Consider the following 22,671-nt stretch of genomic DNA (forward strand, 5'->3'; position numbering starts at 1 on the left):
GGAGGATCGGGCCAGGTCAGCGAATGCCCCCGGCGCGTTGACCGCGCCGTAGGGCCCGGGAGGGACCATGAAGCGAAGGCGTTGGATGTACGCCCTGCTCGGGTTGGTCGGGTTCGGCCTTGCCATTGGCTGCGCGGCGGAACAGCTGCCTGCGGATCCCGCCCCGGATGGCGAAGACAGGGCGCTCAGCCTTGAGGGCCGAACCTTCGACGGCCGCATCCGCGCCCGCGGACTGTTCGGGCTGGTCCGCGTTCGCGGCACCCTGTCCTTCGAGGCCGGTCAGCTCGTCTGGCAGGCTCAGGGATCACGTGAGACCGCGCCGTACCAGGTCGAGACACGGAACGGCATTCTGCTTTTCAGCGCACGGGTCATCCATCCCGACGGCAGCTTCGTCGACTGGGCCGGAATCTTCGATGGCGAAAGGCTCAGGGGCGTGGTCGCCCTGTGGGACCGCAGCCAGGAGAAGGACTTCATCCACGACCTGCTGCTGCCCACCCAGGTGACGCTGGAGTTCAGCCCCGACGCCGGGGCTGGGTGATCCCGTCACCGGGCCGGGCGTCGTCCCCACTCCGGCGAGAGCGGCGCATGGCCCGCCGGAAAGTCCGCGCGCCAAACGGACATTCGCGCTTGCGCGCTCGACCGATGGTTCCCCTCTCCCCGGTGGGGTGAGCAGGGCTTTCGAGCAGCGCAGCTGCGAGCCTGCGAACGCCCACCGGCATGCAGGCCCGTGGGCCGGGGTGCGGGTCAGGGGTGAGGGTTCGGGTTCTCAAGGCCTGACAACGAAGGCGCATCTGGCTTTGGCGCTTGCTCTCCCGGTCGCTTCGCCCATCATCGTGAAGCCCTTATTGGGTGTGCCTTGGCGCACCGATAGGGGCGTGCGGACGGTACGCCCGGTGCGGCCAGCCGCACCCTATGACTGTCTTCTTTGCGCTCCGACTGCGCACCGACCCTGCCCCTCGGCGATCCGACTCCAGGCGCTGGGCATTCCCGCGGGCAAAAAAAAGCGCCGACTCCAGCGGCGCTTCCCGAACTGCGATGACACTTTCGTCGAAGAGACAGGGGATGGGGGTCACTGGCTCAACGCGTCGCCTCGTCATGCCCTCCTGGGCGCGGGCGACGGGAACAGGATGAACCTTCGGGCCCCTGACGGCTTTGCCGGATGCCAGTCGTTGGCTTTGCCGAACTTGCGATTTCGCCGGTGCCGGAGTGATGAAACGCCATGTTGCGCCGTTTGCGTGGGCCGTGCATGCGGACAGGCCAAACTCGGCAAGGCGGCGGCGGCGGCCTGCTCCTAAGTTCGTCGGGTGCGTTTACGCACTCTTAACGAACCTCAGGAGAACAACGATGAAGTGCAATCCTTTGCGGGAGGCCATCCGTCTCGCACTGCTCCCCGTTACCCTCGGCACCCTTGCGCTGGCCGCGCCGGTTGTGGCGCAGGACTCCGACGACGATGCCGCCACGCTGGATCGCATCGAAGTCACCGGCTCGCGCATCAAGCGCGCCGACATCGAAGGCGCGCTGCCGGTCACCGTCATCAGCCGCGAGGACATCGACCTCAGCGGCGAGCTCAACGTCGCCGACCTGCTTCGCAACACCACGTTCAACAGCTTCGGCTCGTTCCGTCCACGCTCCGGCAGTGCCGGCCAGGCAACGGCCTCGCTGAACCTTCGCGGCATCGGCTCGGGCCGGACCCTGATCCTGATCGACGGGCGCCGCGCCCCGGTCTCCGCCATGGGCGGCACCAACCAGGATCTCAACGCCATTCCTCTGGCCGCCATCGAGCGCGTCGAGGTGCTCTCGGACGGCGCGTCGGCCATCTACGGATCGGACGCCATCGGTGGCGTCGTCAACATCATCACCCGCAAGGACTTCAACGGCGTCGAGATGCAGCTGGGCGCCTCCAACCCCAGTCGCAGCGGCGGCGAGACCGAGGATGGTTCGGTGATCTTCGGCGCCTCGGGCGATCGCGGCGCGCTGATTGCCGGCGTCTCCTATGCCAACCGCGGCATCGTCTTCCAGCGCGAGCGGCCATGGTCCAACGACGGAGCCTCGACCTTCTCCAACAACTTCCAGAATCCGAACGGCACGTTCTTCAGTGCGCCAAGCGGCCCGACCCAGGGCACCTCGGTGGTGCCGGGTGGCTGCTCGGCACCGGCCTTCAGCGTGGTCGGAAACCGCTGCCTGTACAACTTCGCCCTGGTCGCCGCCGACGAGGCCGAACTGCGCAACAGCGCCCTGTTCGCCCGCGGCACCTATCAGATCAATGACGACTGGGCGACCTACATGAACGCCTCGGTCAGCCGGGTCGAATCCTTCGGCCGCTACGCGCCCTCGCTGGCCACCGCAGCCGTGCCTGCCAGCTCGCCGAACAACCCGTTTGGTACCGATCTGCGCCTGCGCCATCGCTTCGCCGCTCTGGGCACCCGCGACGATACCGTCGATGCCAACGCCTATGACTTCATGGTCGGCTTCCAGGGCGCGATCGGCCCGGCCTTCGTCGAGTTCGGCGCGCGCATCAACGAGTTCCGCTCCTACAACCTGGGGCGCAACTACGTGGTGATCCCGATCGCCAACCAGTTCATCGCCGACGGCACCTACAACATCTTCAATCCGTTCGGAAACTCGGCGGCCACGCTGAACGCCATGAAGGCGACCATCTCGCGCGACTCGTTCTCGCGCAACGAGGAGGTTTTCGCGCTGGCCAACTTCGACCTGTTCGACATGGCCGGCGGCATGGCCAGCCTGGCGGTGGGCGCCGAGGCCCGCAAGGAATCCTATTTCGACACCTATGACTCGCTGTCCGAGGCCGGCGTGATCGGCGGTTCGGCCGGCAGCTCCTCGGGCGGCAGCCGCGACGTGACCTCGGCCTACTTCGAGGCGCTGTTCCCGGTGCTGGACAAGGTCGAAGTCAGCCTCGCGGCGCGCTATGACAAGTACAGCGACTACGGCAACGACACTTCGCCGAAGATCGGCCTGCGCTGGCAGCCACTGGAGACCCTGACCTTGCGCGCGTCCTACGGCGAGGGCTTCGCCGCGCCCTCGATCCCGATTCTCACCCAGCAGCCCTCGTTCGCGGCCGACTTCGTCACCGACCCGGCCACCTGCGTGGTCTTCGGCCTGACCCCCAACTGCACCAATCCGGTCACCGGCGCCACCACTACGCCGCAGACCACCGCATGGGTGATCGCCAACCCCAACCTCAGCTCGGAGACCTCCACCCAGTACAGCCTGGGCTTTGCCTGGGACGCCACCGACTGGCTTAACCTGTCGCTTGACTACTACAACATCGAGGTCGACAACCAGATCACCCCGGTCACCACCAATACCATCATCGCCTGCCTCGGCGGCTCGGCCATCGCCTGTCCGCCAGGCCTGTCCATGCTGCCGACCACCGCGGCCAGCGGCCTGCCCTTCGAGCAGGCGGTGCCGAATCCGCAGCTGGGCCTGGGCCTGGCGCGTGATCCCGGCACCGGCGGCATCCTCTACGTGCAGCGCGGATTCACCAACCTCGGCAAGCTCGAGACCAACGGCCTTGACCTCAACGTGCGGACCAATTTCGACTTCGCCGACTGGGGCGCGCTGGCCAGCCAGGTGCAGGTCGGCTGGGTCAACAAGCTGCGGGTCAACGGTGGCCGAAACCTGGTCGGTGACGAGCGCACGCCGCAGTACCGGGTCAGCGTGCAGAACGTGTACACCTACGGGGACTTCACCCTGGGCTGGAACATCAGCCACATCGCCGACACCGACTCCCGCAACGCCCTTGGCAACCCGCCGCGCGCGGACCTGCCGCTGGATCTGCCTTCCTGGACCACCCACGATCTGCAGCTGACCTGGGCGGCACCGTGGAACGGCAAGATCACGGTCGGCGTGCAGAACATCGCCGACAAGGACCCGGTGCTCGATCCTCTGGACCCGACCGGTCGTGGCTACGACATGAACCTCTACGACGGCTATGGCCGGGTGCCCTACGTGCGCTATACGCAGAGCTTCTGACCGGCTGCAGGAAGACGCCGCCCCCGGCATTGTCCGGGGGTCGGCTCCACCGCCCGGGTGAGCGGTCTGCGGCCACCCGGGCCCTGGCTGCGGCGAAGCGATGTGCCGGATCTGTGCTCTGGAGCGGCGCGGACGGGCACGCCGCACCCCGACTGGGTAACCTAGAGGACGCTTCGTAGACACGGACAGACATGCCGCGTCCCCTGTCGCGCCCATCCATCATCCGCCCCGGCTTCGGCTTGCGGGACGCTTGAGATGCTGCGCCCCGCACTGCCCACGCCGGAGAACCTGCCCGGCAGCCAGCTGGAGCTGGCCGGATTCACCCTCGATATCGCTGCCCGTGAACTGCGCCGGCCGGGCGCGCGCCGTGGCAAGCGACTGACGGTGAAGGCGCAGCAGGTGCTTCTGACTCTCGCCCTGCGCCCTGGAGAAGTCGTCAGCCGCGAGTCGCTGATGGATGCCGTATGGCCGGACAGCTACCCGACGGGTGACGTGCTGACCCAGGCCATCGTGCTGCTGCGTCGCAGCTTCGACGACGATGCCGAAGCCCCGAGGTTCATCGAGACCATTGCCCGCAGCGGCTACCGGCTGCTGGTCGAGCCGATCTGGCGGGCGCCTGCCGTCCCCCCGATGCCGGCGCCGGGCAGCACCCTGTCCACGCGCCCGGAAACCCGTCGCCCAGGCCACTGGTGGCTTGCCCTGGCCGCCACCCTGCTGGTGCTGCTCGGGCTCGTCACGGTCCTGTGGCGACCGGTCCGTGAGCAGCCGGTTGCCGGCGTCGGGCCCGCTGCGGCGCCGAGGATCCTCGCCTCCAGTCCGAAGTTCGAGTACCAACCCGCGCTGTCCCCCGACGGCGAACTGCTGGTGCTGGTCATTGCCGAGGACGAGTACTCGCCGGGCACCCTCTACCTGCAATCCACCGGCGAGTTCGTCGCCCGCCAGCTGAGCCGTCCGCCGGCCGGAGCCAGCGACGAGTACCCGACCTGGTCCCCCGACCAGCGCTGGATTGCCTTCCGTCGCCGCTTCGAAGGCCTCGCCGAGCCGGCATGCGAGCTGCGCCTGATCTCGGTGGCCAGCGGGGCGGAACGGCTGATCGGCGGTTGCGGCGGCCCGGTGCTCGGTCTGGCGTTCAGCGCCGACGGCCGCGAGCTCGTGGCGGGGGGCTATCGCGAAGCGGGCAGTGAGAGAACCGGGCTGCGACGGATCCTGCTGGAAAGCGGTGAGATCCGCAGCGTGCCGATCCTGGACGATGCCCTGCCGGCAGCCTATTCCACTCCGCGGGTGTCGGCTGACGGGCGCACCCTGCTGTTCCGCCGCGGGCTGGCGACCGCCGATCTGTTCCGGGTGCCGATCGAAGGCGGCCGACCGCAGGCGGTGACCCGGATTGCTGGGGACATTCGCGGGCATGACTGGCTGGGGTCAGAGGGTGACATCGTGTTCAGTCGGGTCAACCAGGACGGGCTGCAGCTCTATCGCGCCCCTGCCGCCGGCGGCGAGCCCGAGCGGCTGGAGGCCAACGGGCAGTTTCCTCGGGCCGATGCCGAGGGGCGTCGCGTGGTGTTCCAGCAACCTCGCGTCGGCTACATCATCCGCCGGTTCGGCGCTAACGGAGAGGCGCTGGCGACCCCGCCGGGGGCGCGCTCGAGCCGCAACGACATGCTGCCTTCGCCATCGCCGGATGGACGGCGGGTGGCGTTCTATTCGGACCGCTCCGGCGTCGTCGGGCTGTGGCTGGCGGACACCGCTGCCGCCACCGGGGCGACGCCGGTGGAGGGGCTTTCGCCACAGCCGCGTTTCGCCGCGGTCTGGTCGCCAGACGGCAAGCATCTGCTGCTTGCCGCCCACGGAGCCGAAGGCGACGGGCTGTACGAGGTCGAGGTTGCCAGCCGCCGGGCGCGGCGGCTTGATGTCGCACCGCCGATCGGCGCGCTTGCCTACCTCGATGCCGATCGCCTGCTGGTCAACCGCGGGGTGACGGACCGCTTCAGACTGACCCTGCACCGGCGCGAGGACGGCGCGCAGATCGGCGACGCCAGCATTGAGGGGGTCGGCTTCCTGCAGACAGTGGCCGGCGAGAACCGGATCCTGCTCACGCTCGAGGGCCGAACCGGACTGTTCCTGACCGACTCGGCACTTTCCCCTCCCCGCCTGCTGCGCGAAGATCTGTTGCCCCCCGAGCTTTACCGCGCATTCGGCGTAGCCGGCGAGCGCCTGTGGTTCCTGCGCCATGCCGATGAGGAGGCGGACTTCTCGCTGTGGTCCCTGCCCCTGTCCGATCTCGCGGCGGAGCCGGAGCGCTGGGCGCTGCTCGACAGCCTGGGATCGCTCTTGCCGAACTTCAGCCCACTGGCGACCGATGGCGACCCCGTCCTCTGGTTCGGCGTCCAGTCCGCACCCGAGTCGGACATCGCGCTGCTGGAGCTGCCAGGCTCGCTGCCGCGGCGCTGAGTGCCCTCGACCCATCCCCACGGAGGCCGTTGCAAGCCTCTGAACTGCATGGAATAAATCTTTCGCAGCGGATTCGCCTGGGAGGCGAATCCGGATCTAACCGGTCCTTCGCCACTCTTTCCTGACGGGCCGAAGCCGGCCCTGCAGCCTGCCTCCCGGATACTTGCAGGGGAAGGCGGATGGACATCGAATGGCGGGCGCTGCGCGGCGGCGCGATCGGGGAGCTGGCCGCTACGTCCGGGACGGCCCGGCCGGCGCTGTGCATGCTCGGGGATCACGCCCAGCTGCGGCTGTCCGCAGCGTGGATCCTTGTGATCGTGCTGCACGGCAAGGCAGAGGTGCGACACGGCGAAGAGAAACTCTGGCTGGAGGGTCGTCAATGGCTGACGCTCAGTCGTGACGCACAGACCCTGGTCAGAGTGCGCGGGGCAGGCCGGGTGCTGGTGGCCAGTGGCGACGCGGCGAGCCTGGCCATGTTCGACCCCGGCGGCCTGTGGCTGCCCTGCGCCCGGGGTGGTCTCAAGGCGCCGGCCGGACGCGTCCTGCAAGCACTGCGGCGTAGTCTCACCGAGTGCGGAAGCGTCGACCCCGCTGACGCCGAGGGCTTCCTTCGCCGGCTCCTGGATGGCCTGACCCCGTGCGGACTGCAGGAGGCACGCGTGCCCGGCCGCACCGCCCTGCGCCGGCGCCAGCTGCTGGCCCGCATGCTTCGCGGCCGCCTGTACATCGAGGGCCATGCCGACCGTGTCGTGCGCATCACCGAGCTGGCGCGGCTGTGCAGCTTCTCGCCCTGGCACTTCACCAAGACCTTCCACCAGCTGTTCGGCGAGACCCCGCAAGCCTTCGGCGCCAGGACCCGGCTGCTGCGCGCCCGGGAGCTTGTCCGCGATACCCAGCTGGCGATCTGCGAGGTGGCCGCGGCCTGCGGCTTCGAGAACGCCAGCTCGTTTGCCCGCGCCTTCCACGACCGCTTCGGCGAGAGCGCCTCACGACTCCGGGCCCGGGCGCGCGCTGCGGGCAACGGAATGTATGGCCGGAGGATTGAGCGCTCATAGCCAAATTGAACGAACGGCCTCGCCGGCGCACCCCGTCACGATCGGCAGGCCGAGTGCCCGGTAGCGTCGGATCGCGCACCGGCTGCGGGCGGCCTGAGGCGGGCGTTCGGCAATGAGTGCGGTGGGCGCAAAGCGGACATTCATAGGGTGCGGCTGGCCGCACCGGGCTTACCGTCCGAACGCCCGTATCGGTGCGCCAAGGCACACCCTATGGAACTTCGCTGACGCCCAAAGAAGCCCGACTGCAGGAGTACCCTTGGACGCGACCGCGGCGTGTCGGATTCACCACAGTGTGCGGCCAGAGCGGAACTCCGCGGTCGCGCCCAAGGGCACTCCCACAATCTGACTGCGGCAAGGCCTGCTTCGCGGCGCAACCCCGACCTGGCAACGCCATTGCGTGTGTAGGAGCCAGCTTGCTGGCGATCGTTCCGTCCGGGGTGCCTATCGCCAGCAAGCTGGCTCCTACATCCGGGTTCTGCGGAAGGTCTGCTTCGCGCCCGGACCGGCGGTTCCCGAATGCCGGCCAGTGGCCGGCTCCGGTCGGTGGGTCCACTGCCGGTCGTGGTCAGGGTTGCTGGCCGAGGGGGTCGACCGGCCTGCCATGGGGAGTCAGGTGTCTGGCGGTTTCCGCGATGGCGCGCAGCGGCTGCGCGGATCCGCAGGCTCAGTCGGCTGGGTCGCCTGACGACATCTCGGCCTCGAGAACCGCGAGCAGGTCCTTGAAGGTCTCCGCGTTGCGCGGGTCGTGCTGGATCAGGGCGCGGTGGGCCTTCAGCACCAGGGCTGCCTGGGCCCTGGGGTCGCCGGGCCCGGCGCTGGATACCGGTGCAGCACGCGGCAGCGCGTCGGGTTCGGCATCCAGCCGCTGGAACAAGGTGTCAAGGTGCAGGTCGACCAGCTGCTGCCAGAGGTCGACATCGGGGCAGATCAGCAGCGGCGGCTCGGCGCCGAGGTCGGCGGCGCGGCGGGCGGCGAGCACGAGCATGCCGATCACCGTGCTGTCCATGAAGGTCGCGTGTTCGAGGTCGATCACCAGCTGGCGCATGCCGGGAGCCAGCTGCAGCTCGATGCTGCGCTCCAGCGCGTCGGCCAGCAGATGGCGCAGTTCGCCCTCCAGTCGCAGGACCACGACCCCCTCGTGGCGGGCGACCTGCAGGGCACCCTCGCTCATCGCGCGGCTCCGTCGCGGAGCAGGAGCAGGGCGATGTCGTCGCGCAGCGCCGACTCCGCCGAGCAGCCCAGCGCAACCGCCAGCGCATCGGCATGTTCGAGGCCGGGATGCACCGTGTCGGCGAAGCGGGCCAGTCTGGCCTCGGCATCGCCCTCGCTGCTGAGCTCGAGCACGCCGTCGCTGGCCAGGGCCAGGACGAACCCGCGCGGCAGGTCGAGTCGTTCGCTGGTGTACTCCGCGCTCTCGACCAGGCCCGCCGGCGTGCTGCGCTGTCCGAGCCGGCGCGGGGCGCCCTTGCCGGTACCGAGGATCGGCGGCGGCTGGGCACCGGCGTTGGCGTAGACCAGCAGGCGTCGGACCGGGTCGAGCACGCACACGCTCAGGGCGATGTGCTTGCCGATGTCGTCGCGGAACAGCTCGGTGTTGAGCTGGGCCAGCAGCAGGGCCGGATCGCCAAGCACCTCGTCGCGGCGCATCGAATCGAGCTGGGTGGCGACGAAACGCTTCAGGTAGACGGTGACGAAGGCCGAGGCGACGCCGTGGCCGGCGACGTCGGCGAGGTAGAACAGCACCCGCCCATCGGGCTGCGGCAGGTAGTCGAGAAAGTCGCCGGACAGGAACTCCGAGGGCAGCAGCAGGTGGCTGAAGGCGAAGTCGCCGACCACCAGCTCGCGCCGCGGCAGCAGCTTGAACTGCATGCGCCGGCCGGCGCGCTCGCCCTGTTCGAGGGCCTCCAGCGAGCGCTGCAGGGCCTCGGTGCGCTGGGCCACCTTGTCGGCCAGGTCGCGATTCAGCCGCATCACCTCGTGGATGGTCTGCCACGCGCGCAGCGCGGCAACCACCGTGGTGGTCAGCCGTGCCGCGGTCAGCTCGGTCTTTTCCTTGTAGTCGTTGATGTCGTACTCGAGGATCACCTGTCGCTCGGGTGCCTGTCCGGCCTGCCCGGTACGCAGCACGATGCGCAGCGCATGGTTGCCCAGCTCGTCCCGCACGTGACGAACCACCTCCAGCCCGGCGTCCTCGGTTTCCATCACCACATCGAGCAGGACCACCGCGATGTCCGGATCCGCAGCCAGCATGGCGCAGGCTTCGGCGCCGCTGTGCGCGGAGAGGAAGTGCAGGCCGCGGCCGGCAAAGCGCAGGCCCTGCAGGGCCATGCGGGTGACGCCGTGCATCTCCGGCTCGTCGTCGGCGATCAGCAGCTTCCAGCCGGGGGGCTCGCTCCGGGCCGGCTCGCCTTCGTCGAGCAGTACCAGTTCGTCGCGCGCTTCGGCCACCTGCCGCTCCCTGCTCCGGGGCTGGATCCTGGTCGCAAGCATAAGCCTTCGGCCGCTCATCCGTGCGAAGGCGCCACGCTCGTCCGCCGCTCCGTCCGGCGTGCGGCATACTGCACGGACGGGTGCGGTCTGACGCGATGGGCGGCGGGGCGGATGCGGCAGCAAGGCGGCTACCGGGACGATTCGGCTTGGCGCGCGACGACCGCTTCGTGGCGGCTGCTGCTCGCCTGCCTGCTGTGCCTGCTCTCCGCGTCGGGCGACTGCGCGAGGCGGTCGGCACCGAACTGCGCGAGCCCGCGTTGACCATCAGCGTCGGCGTGGCCTGTACCCGCGATGCCGGCTTTGCCGATCCACGTGCCCTGTGCCGCGCCGCCGACGAGGCCTTGTATGCCGCCAAGGGGCAGGGTCGCGACCGGGTCGAGCACCACGCTCCGGCACAACGCGCCGACGCCCTTCTGGCGCCCTCGGCAAGCAGAGTAGGCTAGCCTTCGCGGCACAGAGCAAGCCGGAAAAGGTCATGCCCAACGGATTCGGATCAGGCACACGCCGCCTCCAGGCAGTCGGGTTCGTGGTGTTCCTGCTGCTGCTGGGAAGCGTGGCCGCCCTGCTTCTGGACGCGGTCGGCCGGTACACGGATGACGCCGAGGATGTCGCTCACACCCAGCATGTGCTGGCGACCCTGGCCGGGCTGGAGGCTCGCGTGCAAGGGGCGATCGCGCAGCAGCGCCTGTTCCTGCTGCTGGGTGACCCGGACAGCCTCGCCAAATTCAGCATCGCGGCCGGCGCCTCGCGGGAGATCGCCCTTGAGCTGCCGAATCTGTTCGCGGCCGACTCGCCGCAGGCAGGCCTTGCCGGAACGCTCGAGCGCCAGGTCGATGCACGCATGACGGCCGCGGAGGGCGTTGCCGTGGCGCGCCAGCAAGGCGGATTGCAGGCGGCGGTCACCGAGCTGGGCAAAGGGCAGGGGCTGGTGCTGGAGCGCGACATCGAGCGCCGCCTGGCACAGCTGCGGCAGACCGAGCAGCAGCGCCTGCTCGACCGCCAGCAGGTCAGCGAGGCCAGCAACAGCCGACTGGCGCTGCTGGGCAGCCTCGGCCTGCTGCTGGCGGCATTGGTGGTGGTCAGCATGATGCTTCTGCTGCTGCGCGAGAACCGGCAGCGGCGGCGGGCCGAGCAGGCCAGCGAAAGCGATCGTGCGGCCCTGCGTCGAAGCGTGGGCGAACTGGAAACCAGGCAGCAGCAGCTGAGGTCGCTGGCCGACCATTCCAGCCTGCTGCAGGACTGCCAGAACGAGCTCGAGGCGCTTGAAGTCAGCGCCAACGCTCTGCGCGAGTTGTGTGCCGGCTGGAGCGGCGCGCTCTACCTGATGCGGGCCTCGAGGGACTATGCCGAGCGGGCGCGCAGCTGGGGCCCGGCGGCCAGCCAGCCCGGCGAGGTGGTGGCCATGCAGGCCTGCTGGGCGCTGCGTCGCGCCGAGTCGCATCTTCTGCCCTCTCCCGAGGCGGGGCCGCGCTGCGCCCACCTGCCGGCGCCCGATGAGTGCTGCGCGACCTCGCTGTGCGTACCGCTGCTGGCACAGGGAGAGCTCCAGGGCCTGTTGTGGCTCGGCCATGAAGGGATGGAAACCGGCGAGCCGATCCGCGACCTGGCCGAGTCGGCCGGCCGCGACCTGGCCCTGACCCTTGGCAACCTGCGCCTGCGCGAGAGCCTGCGCCGGCAGTCGATCCGCGATCCGCTGACCGGACTGTTCAATCGTCGCTACCTGGACGAATCTCTGGGCCGCGAGCTGGCCCGTTGCCGTCGTCGGCAGCAGCCCCTGACCGTCCTGATGTGCGATCTGGACCACTTCAAGCGGCTCAACGACGGGTTCGGACACGAAGCGGGCGACGCGGTCCTGCGCGCCTTCGGCGAGCTGCTCGGCAAGGCCGGCCGCGGGGAGGACATCCCCTGCCGCTACGGGGGCGAAGAGTTCCTGCTCATCCTGCCCGACGCCGACGCAACGACTGCCCTCGGCCGCGCCGAGCGGATACGCGGCGCCGTCGCGGCGCTGCGTGTTGAACACCTGGGCCGTCCGGTCGGCGCGCTCAGCGTATCGATCGGTGTGGCCTGCGCCCCGCAGCACGGCGAGGACGAGGCCAGCCTGCTGCGCGCCGCCGACGCCGCGCTGTACGCGGCCAAGCACGGCGGCCGGAACCGGGTCGTGCTGGCGAATTCGGGGGCTGAGACCGGGCCCGTGACGCAGGCCCTATAGCCAGCCGCGCTGCCGGGCCAGCCGCGAGGCCTCGATGCGGTTGCCGACGCCGAGCTTGCCGATCGCCTCGGAAAGATAGTTGCGCACGGTGCCCTGGGACAGCGACAGGCGGCTGGCGATGTCGCCGCTGGACAGCCCCTCGCCGGCCAGCCTGAGCACCTGCCGCTCGCGCTCGGTGAGCGGGTCCTCGGCCTCCCAGGCGGCCAGGGCCAGCTGCGGGTCGATGGCCCGGCCGCCGCGCTGCACCACCCGCAGCGACTCGGCGAGTTGCTCGGAGGGCGCGTCCTTGAGCAGGTAGCCACGCACCCCGGCATCGAGGGCGCGGCGCAGGTAGCCCGAGCGGGCGAAGGTGGTGACGATGACCACCTTTACATCGAGTTTCGCCTCATGGATGCGCGCGGCCAGATCGAGGCCGGACAGCCCGGGCATCTCGATGTCGCTGAGCAGCAGGTCGGGCGTGTGCGCCTGCACCGCTTCCCAGGCGGCCTCGCCGTCGCCCACCGCGGCAAGCACCTCGATGTCCGGCTCGAGGCCGAGCAGGGCGGCCAGCGCGCCGCGCACCATGGCCTGGTCCTCGGCGAGCACGATCCTCATGCGGCGTCGGCCTCGGCGCGCCAGCCCGCGGGCAGGCTCAGGCGCAGGCGCGTGCCGGCGCCCTCGGGGCTGTCGATGTCCAGATCCCCGCCGAAGGCTTCCAGCCGCTCGCGGATGCCGCGCAGCCCATTGCCCTCGTGGCGGATGCCGCCGCGTCCGTCGTCGCTGATGGCGAGGCTGAGCGTGCCCTCCTTGACACTGAGATCCACCGAAACGTGTCCGGCGTCGGCGTGGCGCAGGATATTGGTGCTGGCTTCGCGCAGGCACATCGACAGCAGATGGTCGACCTCGTCGCGGCGCGGCGGCGCGTGGCTGGCGGCCTCGACCTCGATGCCGGCGGAGAGCAGGGCCAGCCGGGTCGCCGCCAGCTCACCCTCGAAGTCACCGCGGCGGTAGCCGCTGACCGCCTCGCGCACCTCGCCCAGCGCCTGCCGCGCGACCTGCTCGACCTCGGCGATTTGCGCCCGCGCCGCGTCGGGATCGCGGGCGATCAGCTTGCCGGCCAGCTCGCTCTTCAGCACGACCATGGACAGGGTATGGCCGAGCAGGTCGTGCAGGTCGCGGGCGATGCGCTCGCGTTCGGCCTGGCCTGCCAGCCTGCGCACCTCGTCCTGCGAGAGCTGCAGCTCGGCCATCCGGCGCGACTGCAGGCGGCCGTAGATCGAGCCGCCCAGAACCATGCCGCCGATAACGAAGGTGATCAGCACGAAGCCGATCGCCCAGGGCTCATTGCCGAACACCCAGAGGTAGGCGGCAGCAGTGAGCGCTGCGAGGGCGAGCCCGATGATCACCGCCCGTCGCGGCGCCAGCAGGTGCCCTGCAAGGCCGGCGGCGTAGATCATGAAGGTGTTGGCGCCGGGGTTCAGCGGCAGCAGCAGCAGGGCGATCAGGGCGGTCAGCGTCCAGCGCGCGTGGGCGGAGGGCTGCCAGCGGCCCAGACCGCCGCGGTACAGCGGCAGGAAGGCAAGACAGGCCAGCAGGCTGGCGATCACCGTGGTCACACTGACGCGGGGCTGGAAGATCAGCGGCAGGAAGACGAAGAACAGATAGACAAGGCCGACCGCCGGCTGCTGCATCAGGTCGATGCCATGCTGCTCGCCGCGTGACCGCGAAGCCTCGGTATCTCGGGAAACGGTGCTCACTGCACGCTCAGCGATTCCAGCTCGAAACGGAACGGACCCGCGGGAAGGCTGGCAGCCACGGCCACCGCGCGCAAGCGGCCAGGATCGGCGCCGGCGAAGTCGGCCAAAGCCAGCCGGCGGGTCTGCCAGTCGGGCCCGGTCGGCACAGGGCGCATCTGCGGCGGGGCGCCGGGCTCGCCGCTCAGCAGCATGACCATCAGCTGGCGACCATCCCCGCGCAGGCGGATCACCACTTCGCGGTGGGCGCGGGCGTCGACGGCAGCCATGGGCTCCTCGCCGAGCAGCCAGATCGCGCCGGACCAGGGATACATGGCCGTCGATCCGACCTCGCCGCGGACGATCAGGGCGCCCTCCTCGCCCTCCGTCGCGTGCTTCAGGCTCGCCGCCGAGCTGCCGCCGATCCGCGCATCCGTGCTGGCCTGCCAGGGCTGGCCGAGCGGCGGCTGCAGGCCGTGCTCGGCAAAGTGGCTGCGCCAGGCATACGTCTCACCCGCGGGCGGCGCAGCCACGGTCTCGTCAGCCCTGCTGCCGGGCCGCATCAGGATCAGCCCTGCCAGCGCCGCGGCGCAGACGGCGGCGGTGATGAGGGCGCGATGTCCGACCGCCATGGCTCAGTCCTCCCGCCCCAGCCGTCTTGCGGCCAGGGCCAGGAAGCCGATCGAGGTCAGGGCCAGCACCGCGGCATGCCAGCCGACCGGCACGTCCTCGGCCTGGCCGACCACGGCCAGCGCGATCTGCGCGAGGTGCCAGGCCGGCCAGATCACGGCGCTGTCGGCCAGCCATTCGGGGAACACCTGCAGCGGAATCCACAGCCCCGAGAGCACGGCCATCGGCAGGAAGATCACGTTGACGATGGCCGCGGCGCCCTCGCCCCGCGCCCAGCTGCCGATCCACAGGCCGATGGCGCAGAACGGCAGGCTGCCGATGGTGAGCACGCCCAGCAACAGGGCCCAGCGCAGCGGGTCGACGTTGAACTCTCCGGCCAGCACCGCCGCTGCGCTAAGCAGCAGGACCACCAGCAGCCCGAAGCCGAGGCTCATGCACAGCTTGGCGAACAGATAGGCGCCCGGGGGCATCGGCGAGACCTGGCGCAGGGCCAACCAGCCGTTCTGCCGCTCGACCGCGACGCCGACGCCGAAACCGAACAGGGCCGGTCCCATGATGCCGAACACGCCATAGGTGGCGAGCAGGTACAGCGGCTTGTCGAGGTTGCCCCAGCGTCCCGGCAGCAGCAGGGCGAAGAGCACGTAGAAGACCAGCGGGAAGAGCAGGGTCGGCAGGACGAAGGCCGGCGTGCGCCAGGTGCGCAGGGCCTCGGCGCGGGTCTCGGCGAGATAGCTGCGCCAGACCGGCGCCCGGGCGGGGGACAGGGCGTTCATGCGGCCTCCTTGTGGCGGGCGGCATCGGCGGTCAGGACCAGGAAGGCGTCATCAAGCTTCAGCGGCAGGACCTCCAGCTCTGCGAGCTGCGGGTCGCGCATCAGCAGCTGGCGAAGCGCTGCCTCGGGCGCGTGGCTGCGGGCCTCCACCACACCCTGTTCCATCTTCACTGCGTCGAGGCCGGACAGGGCGGCGATCTCGGCCAGGGGCAGCGCGCTGCGGAAGCGCAGCCGTTTGCCGGCGGCGCGGGCCTTGATCCCGGCTGGCGTGCCTTCGGCGAGCACCCGGCCGCTTCCAATCACGACGATGCGGTCGGCCAGGGCGTCGGCCTCGTCGAGGTAATGGGTGGTCAGGACCATGGCCAGGCCCTCGCCGCGCAGTCGGCGGATCAGCTGCCAGAAGCGCTGGCGCGCCTCGATGTCGAGGCCCACCGTCGGCTCGTCGACCAACAGCAGGGCGGGTCGGCCGATGATGGCCAGGGCGAACTGCAGACGCCGCTGCTCGCCGCCGGACAGCGCGTCATGGCGCCGCGAGACCAAGGCCTCGAGGCCGGTCAGGGCGAGCACCTCGTCGATCGGGCGCGGCTCGGGATAGTGACTGGCGAACAGCTGCAGGTATTCGCCGACCCTCAGCTGATCGGGCAGGCGCGCCTCCTGCAGCATGACACCAAGGCGCTGGCGCACCCGCCAGTCGCGCGGATCGCCGCCGAGCAGACTGACCCTGCCCGAATCGGCCGACAGCCGCCCGTTGAGCAGCCCCAGCGCGGTGGTCTTGCCGGCTCCGTTCGGCCCGAGCAGGGCAACGATCTCGCCTCGGCCGACGCGAAAATCCAGCCCTTCCAGCGCCATCGTCGCCCCGTAGCGCTTGCTGGCCCCGCGCAGTTCGGCCAGCGGTGCCATGCCCTGCGCGTCGTTGCTGCTCATCATCCGGCCCTCCTGGAAGTGGCATCCAGTGTCCGGCGCGGCGCAATGCGCGTGTAGTAGCGCACGTCAGCGATTGCGGATGACAGGTGTCATGGACATCGGGGAGGTCGTTATGGGCGCGAAGCGGACGTTCGCCATCGACCCCGATCGGGCAGGCTCTTCGTAGGAGCGGACATGGCCGCGACCGCGGAGGTTCGCTCTGGCCGCGGTCTGTGGAGAACACCTCACGCCGCGGTCGCGCCCATGTGCGCTCCTTGTACGTTGGGTTTCGTTGGGCCTCAGCGAAGCCTCATAGGGTGCGCCTTGGGCGCACCGATAAGGGCGTCCGGACGCTACGCCCGGTGCGGCCAGCCGCACCCTATGGATGTCCTCTTCGCGCCCTTGTTTCCTGCCTGTGCGATGCACGGCAACGCACAGGCAAGGGTGGCGGGGGGCGCGTACACTGGGGCGATGGACCGCCTCGCCGACACCCCGCCCTCCGAACTGGCCCCGACCCTGTCGCGACTGCGTGCCGCGCAGGCCGCGCGGGTGCCGGACTACCACCAGCGCCGCGATGACCTGCGCCGCCTGCGCGCCGCGTTCAAGGCGCGACTGCCCCAGATGGTCGAGGCCATGCAGGCCGACTTCGGCCAGCGCTCGCGTCACGAGAGCCTGCTCAGCGACGGCTTCACCGTGCTGCAGGAGATCGACGACCTGCTCGCCCACCTGCGCGCCTGGATGCGGCCGCAGCGCCGGCGCACCAGCTGGCTGTTCTGGCCCGGGCGCAGCGAAGTACGTATCCAGCCGCTCGGGGTGGTCGGGGTGATCTCGCCCTGGAACTACCCGGTCAACCTGGCCCTGATGCCGCTGGCCACAGCGATCGCCGCCGGCAACCATGTCTACCTGAAGCCCTCCGAGCACACGCCGGCGACTTCCGCATTCATGCGCGAGCTGCTGGCGGAGGTGTTTCCCGAGGACCGCGTCGCCGTCGCCCTGGGCGGACCGGAAGTCGCCTCGGCCTTTGCCGGCCTGCCCTTCGACCATCTGTTCTTCACCGGCTCGACCGCGGTCGGCCGCAAGGTGATGGCCGCCGCGGCGCCGAACCTCACCCCGGTGACGCTCGAGCTGGGCGGCAAATCGCCAGCGATCATCGGCGAGTCCTTTCCGCTGGCCACCGCCGCGGCGCGCATCGCCTCGGGCAAGTGGCTAAATGCCGGACAGACCTGCATCGCGCCGGACTACCTGCTCGTCGCCGAGGGCCAGATCGAGGCCTGGGTCGAGGCCCTGCGCGCCGAGGTGCGGTCGCGCTATCCGGACCTTGGCAGCAGCGCCGACTACACGCGCATCGTCAACGCCGGCCAATACCAGCGCCTGCGCGGCTACCTCGACGACGCCCGCGAGCGCGGCCTGAAGGTCATCGAGCTGGCCGAGGTCGACCCGGCCCGCGCCGCCGCCGAACGCATCGTTCCACCGACGCTGGTGATCGAGCCCGGCGATGAGGCCAAGGTCATGCAGGACGAGATCTTCGGTCCGATCCTGCCGCTGAAGACCTATCGCTCGCTGGATGAGGCGATCGCCTACATCAACGCCCATGACCGCCCGCTGGCGCTGTATCACTTCGAGCACGACCGCGAGCGCGTGCGCCGGGTGCTGGAGCGGACCGTCTCCGGCGGCGTTACCGTCAATGACTGCCTGATGCACATCGCCCAGGAAGGCCTGCCCTTCGGCGGCGTCGGCCCGTCCGGCATGGGCCACTACCACGGCCGCGAGGGCTTCATGACCTTCAGCAAGCAGAAGGCGGTGTTCTACCAGTCGCGAATGTCCAGCATGGCCCTGTTCAAGCCGCCCTACCGCGGCCTCGCTGACTTTCTGGTCAGATTCCTCAGCCGCTGAGGCCCTGCGGGCGCCTGTCTGGGGGAGCGGGGGGCGATGGTCTTCCCTGGACCGTGGCTCGGCGACGCGCTGCGGTCGCGGAGAAGCGCACTCCAGTGGGGCATCGTTGAGACGATGCCGCATGTGCTCGGTTCGGGGGCGAATCCGGCATCAATAGGCTGCGGCTGGGCGCACCGGACATCCCGTTCGAATGCCCGTATCGGTACGTCCAGGACGCACGCTCTGGGAAATCGCCAACGCGCGGCGAACGGCAGATACCCGCCTGAAGCAGATCAGGGCCGCTCGCGCCAACGCAGTCCCAACTGGACGGTGTACTCGCGGTAGTCGGAGGGATCCCCGGCCGTGGCAACGGGCAGCCCGGCGAGGCTGCGCGCGTACTGGGCGAACAGCGCCCAGCGCCCGTCCCCCAGCACCCGCTCCGCACCGAGGTCGAGACCCCAGGTGAACTGACCCTCGTCCTGGTTGACCCACTGGCGTCCCGCCGAAAGGCCGAAGCTGAGTTCGTAGCGTCTTGCCTCGCGCCATACCCAACGCGAGCGGAGGCCGAGGTGGCGGTAGCGCTCCGGGTTGAAGAATCCCAGATCCAGCGTTTCCGAGTAGCCAAAGCCCCGGCCGACGGCGCTGACCCGCCAATCGACACTGGACAGGGGAATGCGGCGCGTCGCCGCGAGGGCGAATGACTTGCGCTGGCTACCGGCGCTGAGCCAGGCACGGGCAAGACCGAGGTCGAAGTTGTAGGGTGATTCCAGCGGTGTCCAGCCGATGTTGGCCTCGAGTGCCTGCAGGCTGCCGCGCTGATCGACCGCCGCCGGCGTGAAATCGAGCAGCTGGCGCGAGGCATCGAGCTGCAGGCGCAGGCCGCCGCCGGGGCGCAGACCGCCGCCCAGCTGCCAGGTGCCTGCGGGCTTGCCGCCAAGGTCCTGATCCCTGCCCAGGCCGACCATCCACCAGGCGCGCCCGCCGACAGGCTGGTGCAGCTGCACGCCCCACTGCAGGGCGTCGCGGTTCGCGCCCGCGAACGCCACTTCACGCCGTGCGGCCTCGACCTGCAGGTGACCATCGAACCAGGGCAGGCGCATGCGCAGGTGCGGCCGGTGCTGTTCCAGGCCCTCGTTGGTGCGGGTGCGGACACCGCGCAGCTCCAGCCAGCGCCCGCGCTCGGAGATATCGTCGAAAAGAAGCTCGCGGGCGTCGCGCTGGGCAGCGCCGCCCTGGGCAAGTTGTCGGTAGGCCGTTGCTGCTTCGCGACGCCTGCCTTCGGCGGCGTCGAGTCGCGCCGCCATCAGCCGTCCCTCCGCGGTCTGGCGGCAGGCGGCATCGCAGGCTGCGAAGCGCTCGCGGGCGAGGGCCGGGTTGCCCGACCACAGCGCAAGCCGGGTGCGCCCGAGGGCGGCCTCTCCCAGCGTCGGATCCGCCTTGAGCAGGGCGTCGTACGACGCGGCGGCGGTTTCGAAATCCCCCGACCAGCTGAGGAAGCGTGCGCGGTCCAGCGCGGCCTCGCGGTCATCCGGGTGATCCGCCAGCCAGCTCTCCAGCCGCGCAACGGCCTCACCGGTATGCCCTGCCCAGGCGCGGTAGGTGGCATCCTGGCGCACCGCCTCGCGGTCGCGGCCGGCAACCCAGGGGCGGAGCGTCTGCAGGGCCCCGGGAATATCCTCGGACCAGGCCTGCACCTGCGCCAGTCCCAGGTCCGCGGCACGGGCGCGGCCCGGGTAGCGTTCGCGGAAGGCGCGATAGGCGGCGATCGACGCCGCGTACTGGCCGTCCCAGGCCAGGGTCTGGGCGCGCTCCAGCATGGCGGTCTCGTGGTCGGCGACCTGATCCAGCATGGCGTCGTAGGCAGCGATGGCCTGTTCCAGCTGCCCGGCATCGCGCGCGGCGCGCGCCTCGCCCAGAAGCTCGCCGAGGCCGCGCTGCGCCGAGGCTGGAGAGCAGGCCAGGGCGAGCAGCAGCATCCACGCAACGCGTCTCATTCGGCGCCTCCTTCAGGGGCGAGCGGCGCCATGGCCGGCTGGTCGGGTAGCGCCGCCAGCGCACGCTGCACGATGGAAAACGAAGGCTTGCGGTAGACGTGGAACTCGGGCTGCTCCCAGCCCGGCCAGCGGAACAGCGGAGGCAGGGTCACCCTTCCGTCCACGACCCCGGGCAGGCTGCCAACGGGCGCGCCGCGGGCATCGAGCTGCACCAGCAGCACCCGGAAGCCCTCCGTGGTTACGGTGCCGATCCCGCCCGGCGGGACGTCGTCACGCAGCACCTGAAGCGAGCTCGGGTCGGTCACGTGCAGCAGGCCCCAGGGGATACGCGCCTCGATGAAACCCGGGCCGCGCTGCCATTCCGATGCCGAATCGAAGGCGGGGTCGGCGCGGTCGGCGGTGCCGCGGCGCAGGGTGCCGATCTGCTGCCGGTGCTCGGGGAAGAGGGTGCCGTCGCGGCCGATGCGCGCCCGGTTGCTCTCGGTACGCGGCTCGACGAACAGGCCATCCTCGTTGTGCCGTGACCGATAGGGCCGGGCGTAGCGATGGGTAAAGATGTCGTAGACGTTGTCGACTTCCAGCCGCGCCACCTCACCTTCGAAGCGAACCACGAACTCGAGCCCCGCCTCGCTGCGCCAGCCACCCGGCAAAGGCAGCAGGTGGTCGCCGGCCTCGAGGTCATGCGTGTCGATGCCGACCAGCATGGAGGACGCAGACACATCGGCCGGAAAGCCGATGGCCAGATGCAGCCAGCCTTCGTCGGCGCGCAGTTTGAGCCAGGTATCGCCCCGGCGCAGATAGTCCGGCACCCCGCGCCAATCGTCCGGCTTTCCGTCGATCAGTACGTTGGGGCCCTCCTTTCCAGGGTGTGCGCCGAGCAGCCCGTAGTTCTGCTCCGCGTCCATCGGGTTGTACCAGAGCGGGTTGCGCTCCCCCGGCTGCTCGAACTCGATCACCAGCCAGTTCTTCTTGAACCACTCGTCGATCCAGGCGAACAGCACTCCGCCGGCGGTGCCGGCGTCATGCAGATTGCGAAACATGCGCGCGTTCTGCTCGCCCTGCTCGACCTCGTTCTGCCCGCCGTGGGTCATGCCCTGGGGCTGCCAGTGGGCGACCAGCCTGGAGCTCGGCACGCCGAACTCGCTGACGACGACGGCATGGCGGCGGTGATGACCCACGAGGTCCTGCAGGTAGGCCATGTAATTGTTGCGGCCGAGGTGGTCCCGGCCCCGGTTGTAGCCGGAGTCGAGATTGATGAAATCCGGGTAGTAGGGATAGGCGTGGTAACTCGCGAACAGCCCGGCCTCCAGCTCGGGGCCATCGCGGTACTTCTCCATGTCGAGACCCACCGCGTCGTTGTCGTACTCGCGGATCTCCGCCCCCTCCTCAAGCGGGAGTCCGAGGCGGCGGCGGAGGGCGTTCTCCTCGGCCTTGGTCGCCTCGGTCGGATGGTGCAGGGGATCGAGCGTCGGCCAGTTGGTGAAGGCCGCCGGTCGCTGCGCGTGGTAGGTGTCATGCTCGTAGGCAAGCAGTGCCTCCAGAGCCCTGGCCATGAACACTTCGGTGGCGTGCCCATTGTCGATGCCGACGAAGCGCCCCTGCCAATCGGACATCCCGGGGCGCAGCGCGTTGAACTCGACGACGTTGTACGGCTCCCACTCACGCCCGAGGATGTAGGCGATGACCCAGCGGCTGACGTCGGTCCTGTAGAGCCCCGAAGCGTGGCCCGGCCGCGCGGGCAGCGCGGCGCGACCATGCAGGAGATCCACGACCCGGTGCATTTCGGTGCGCCATGGTTCGAACCACGCCGGATCGCCGAAGTCGTCGCCGGGTGGCGGCTCGACCCATACGCCATGGATCAGGTAGATCGGCTTCTCCGCGGAAGCGTTGTGTTCAGCGAGCGCCTCGTAGAACCCGGGCGGGTGGATGGTATAGACGCGCACGCAGTTCACGCCCAGCTCGGCCATGTCGCGGATCCAGGCCTGGTAGACCGGCTTCTCCGGGAACTGGCTCGGGAATTTGCCGGGCAGCGCGGCGCCGAGGTTGATGCCCTTCAGGAACAAGGGCGAGAAGCCCTGCGCTCCGCGGACCTCGAATCCGCGCTCGCGGCTGACCCGGTAGTCCAGCACCAGGTGCTCGGCGCGCTGAGGAGGCGGCAGCTCCGGGGCCTGCAGCAGGAGCCGCTCGAGGACCACGTGGAACTCAGGGCGCTGGTCATCCAGCCGAATGGCGAGACGGATGGCTTTCTTCGCGGCCTCGGCCTCACCGCGTCGCTCGGCGATCAGCGCCAATCCGTAGGCGGCATCGGAGTAGTCGGGCGCCAGCTTGAGCACGCGCCCGAAAGCCCGGGACGCTTCCTCATCGCGACCCTCCCGAAGGGCAACAAAGGCGCCGCGCACCAGCGCATCGACGTCGACCCGTTCGCCGGCCGCGGAGGGCGGGGCGGGAGCAGTGTCCTGCGCGCCGACGGCCGTCGCCCATGCAAGGCAGCACGCCAAGCCGAGCCGCCAGAGCCCCGAGGCTGGGATCATGTCCTGCTCCTGATCATCGCCTCAGAATCATACGGGCTGGTGCCCCCGTCCACGAGCGGCCG

At 70.0% G+C, this 22,671-nt stretch carries 16 protein-coding genes; 7 read left to right on the plus strand and 9 right to left on the minus strand.

Annotated features, from left to right (window positions below; translation table 11 throughout):
* The first annotated feature begins 67 nt into the window (after window positions 1-67).
* The 4 genes from M0G41_RS07650 to M0G41_RS07665 all read left to right on the plus strand — a co-directional run bounded on the left by M0G41_RS07650 (window position 68) and on the right by M0G41_RS07665 (window position 7,496).
* Window positions 68-538, plus strand: coding sequence for a hypothetical protein (locus tag M0G41_RS07650; RefSeq protein ID WP_248207235.1), 471 nt, complete (start codon window positions 68-70; stop codon window positions 536-538).
* Between the two features lie 806 nt (window positions 539-1,344).
* The gene (locus M0G41_RS07655; RefSeq protein WP_248207237.1) at window positions 1,345-3,993 is read left to right on the plus strand and encodes a TonB-dependent receptor plug domain-containing protein; all 2,649 of its coding nucleotides are present in this window, start codon (window positions 1,345-1,347) and stop codon (window positions 3,991-3,993) included.
* A 255-nt stretch (window positions 3,994-4,248) separates the two neighbouring features.
* Window positions 4,249-6,441, plus strand: a complete 2,193-nt coding sequence (locus tag M0G41_RS07660) for a winged helix-turn-helix domain-containing protein (protein ID WP_248207238.1) — start codon at window positions 4,249-4,251, stop codon at window positions 6,439-6,441.
* A gap of 179 nt (window positions 6,442-6,620) precedes the next feature.
* Entirely contained in the window at window positions 6,621-7,496 is an 876-nt protein-coding gene (locus M0G41_RS07665) for a helix-turn-helix transcriptional regulator (protein WP_248207241.1), read from the plus strand.
* A 664-nt stretch (window positions 7,497-8,160) separates the two neighbouring features.
* Here the strand turns inward: M0G41_RS07665 and M0G41_RS07670 are convergent.
* Entirely contained in the window at window positions 8,161-8,667 is a 507-nt protein-coding gene (locus tag M0G41_RS07670) for an STAS domain-containing protein (protein ID WP_248207242.1), read from the minus strand.
* The gene (locus M0G41_RS18780; RefSeq protein ID WP_248207245.1) at window positions 8,664-9,944 is read right to left on the minus strand and encodes a PP2C family protein-serine/threonine phosphatase; all 1,281 of its coding nucleotides are present in this window, start codon (window positions 9,942-9,944) and stop codon (window positions 8,664-8,666) included. The genes M0G41_RS07670 and M0G41_RS18780 overlap by 4 nt, the downstream gene beginning before the upstream one ends.
* A gap of 188 nt (window positions 9,945-10,132) precedes the next feature.
* Between M0G41_RS18780 and M0G41_RS07680 the strand changes: the two genes are divergently transcribed.
* Both M0G41_RS07680 and M0G41_RS07685 read left to right on the plus strand, forming a co-directional pair.
* On the plus strand, window positions 10,133-10,429 hold the full coding sequence (locus M0G41_RS07680) for a diguanylate cyclase domain-containing protein (RefSeq protein WP_248207256.1): 297 nt from the start codon (window positions 10,133-10,135) through the stop codon (window positions 10,427-10,429).
* A gap of 32 nt (window positions 10,430-10,461) precedes the next feature.
* Window positions 10,462-12,195 carry a diguanylate cyclase gene (locus tag M0G41_RS07685; protein ID WP_248207258.1) on the plus strand — a complete coding sequence of 578 codons (1,734 nt, stop codon included), beginning with the start codon at window positions 10,462-10,464 and terminating at the stop codon, window positions 12,193-12,195.
* Here M0G41_RS07685 and M0G41_RS07690 read toward each other — a convergent pair.
* From M0G41_RS07690 to M0G41_RS07710, 5 genes are read right to left on the minus strand one after another with little or no spacing between them, the layout of a single operon-like run.
* On the minus strand, window positions 12,190-12,789 hold the full coding sequence (locus tag M0G41_RS07690; protein ID WP_248207260.1) for a response regulator transcription factor: 600 nt from the start codon (window positions 12,787-12,789) through the stop codon (window positions 12,190-12,192). The genes M0G41_RS07685 and M0G41_RS07690 overlap by 6 nt on opposite strands.
* On the minus strand, window positions 12,786-13,931 hold the full coding sequence (locus tag M0G41_RS18785) for a sensor histidine kinase (RefSeq protein ID WP_248207262.1): 1,146 nt from the start codon (window positions 13,929-13,931) through the stop codon (window positions 12,786-12,788). The genes M0G41_RS07690 and M0G41_RS18785 overlap by 4 nt, the downstream gene beginning before the upstream one ends.
* A complete protein-coding gene (locus tag M0G41_RS07700) occupies window positions 13,928-14,539 on the minus strand; it encodes a CIA30 family protein (RefSeq protein ID WP_248207264.1) in 612 nt (203 codons plus the stop codon). The genes M0G41_RS18785 and M0G41_RS07700 overlap by 4 nt, the downstream gene beginning before the upstream one ends.
* Before the next feature lie 3 nt (window positions 14,540-14,542).
* The gene (locus M0G41_RS07705) at window positions 14,543-15,310 is read right to left on the minus strand and encodes an ABC transporter permease (RefSeq protein ID WP_248207266.1); all 768 of its coding nucleotides are present in this window, start codon (window positions 15,308-15,310) and stop codon (window positions 14,543-14,545) included.
* A complete protein-coding gene (locus M0G41_RS07710; RefSeq protein WP_248207269.1) occupies window positions 15,307-16,233 on the minus strand; it encodes an ABC transporter ATP-binding protein in 927 nt (308 codons plus the stop codon). The genes M0G41_RS07705 and M0G41_RS07710 overlap by 4 nt, the downstream gene beginning before the upstream one ends.
* Window positions 16,234-16,683: 450 nt before the next feature.
* Between M0G41_RS07710 and M0G41_RS07715 the strand changes: the two genes are divergently transcribed.
* A complete protein-coding gene (locus tag M0G41_RS07715; RefSeq protein ID WP_248207272.1) occupies window positions 16,684-18,105 on the plus strand; it encodes a coniferyl aldehyde dehydrogenase in 1,422 nt (473 codons plus the stop codon).
* A 272-nt stretch (window positions 18,106-18,377) separates the two neighbouring features.
* On the opposite strand, the gene M0G41_RS07720 is transcribed toward M0G41_RS07715, so the two are convergent.
* Complete coding sequence (locus M0G41_RS07720; protein WP_248207275.1) at window positions 18,378-20,078, minus strand: tetratricopeptide repeat protein; 1,701 nt, start codon at window positions 20,076-20,078, stop codon at window positions 18,378-18,380.
* Entirely contained in the window at window positions 20,075-22,609 is a 2,535-nt protein-coding gene (locus tag M0G41_RS07725) for a tetratricopeptide repeat protein (RefSeq protein WP_248207278.1), read from the minus strand. The genes M0G41_RS07720 and M0G41_RS07725 overlap by 4 nt, the downstream gene beginning before the upstream one ends.
* Window positions 22,610-22,671 lie beyond the last annotated feature (62 nt).

The organism is Pseudomarimonas salicorniae (assembly GCF_023156535.1).
Classification (GTDB): Bacteria; Pseudomonadota; Gammaproteobacteria; order Xanthomonadales; family Xanthomonadaceae; genus Pseudomarimonas; species Pseudomarimonas salicorniae.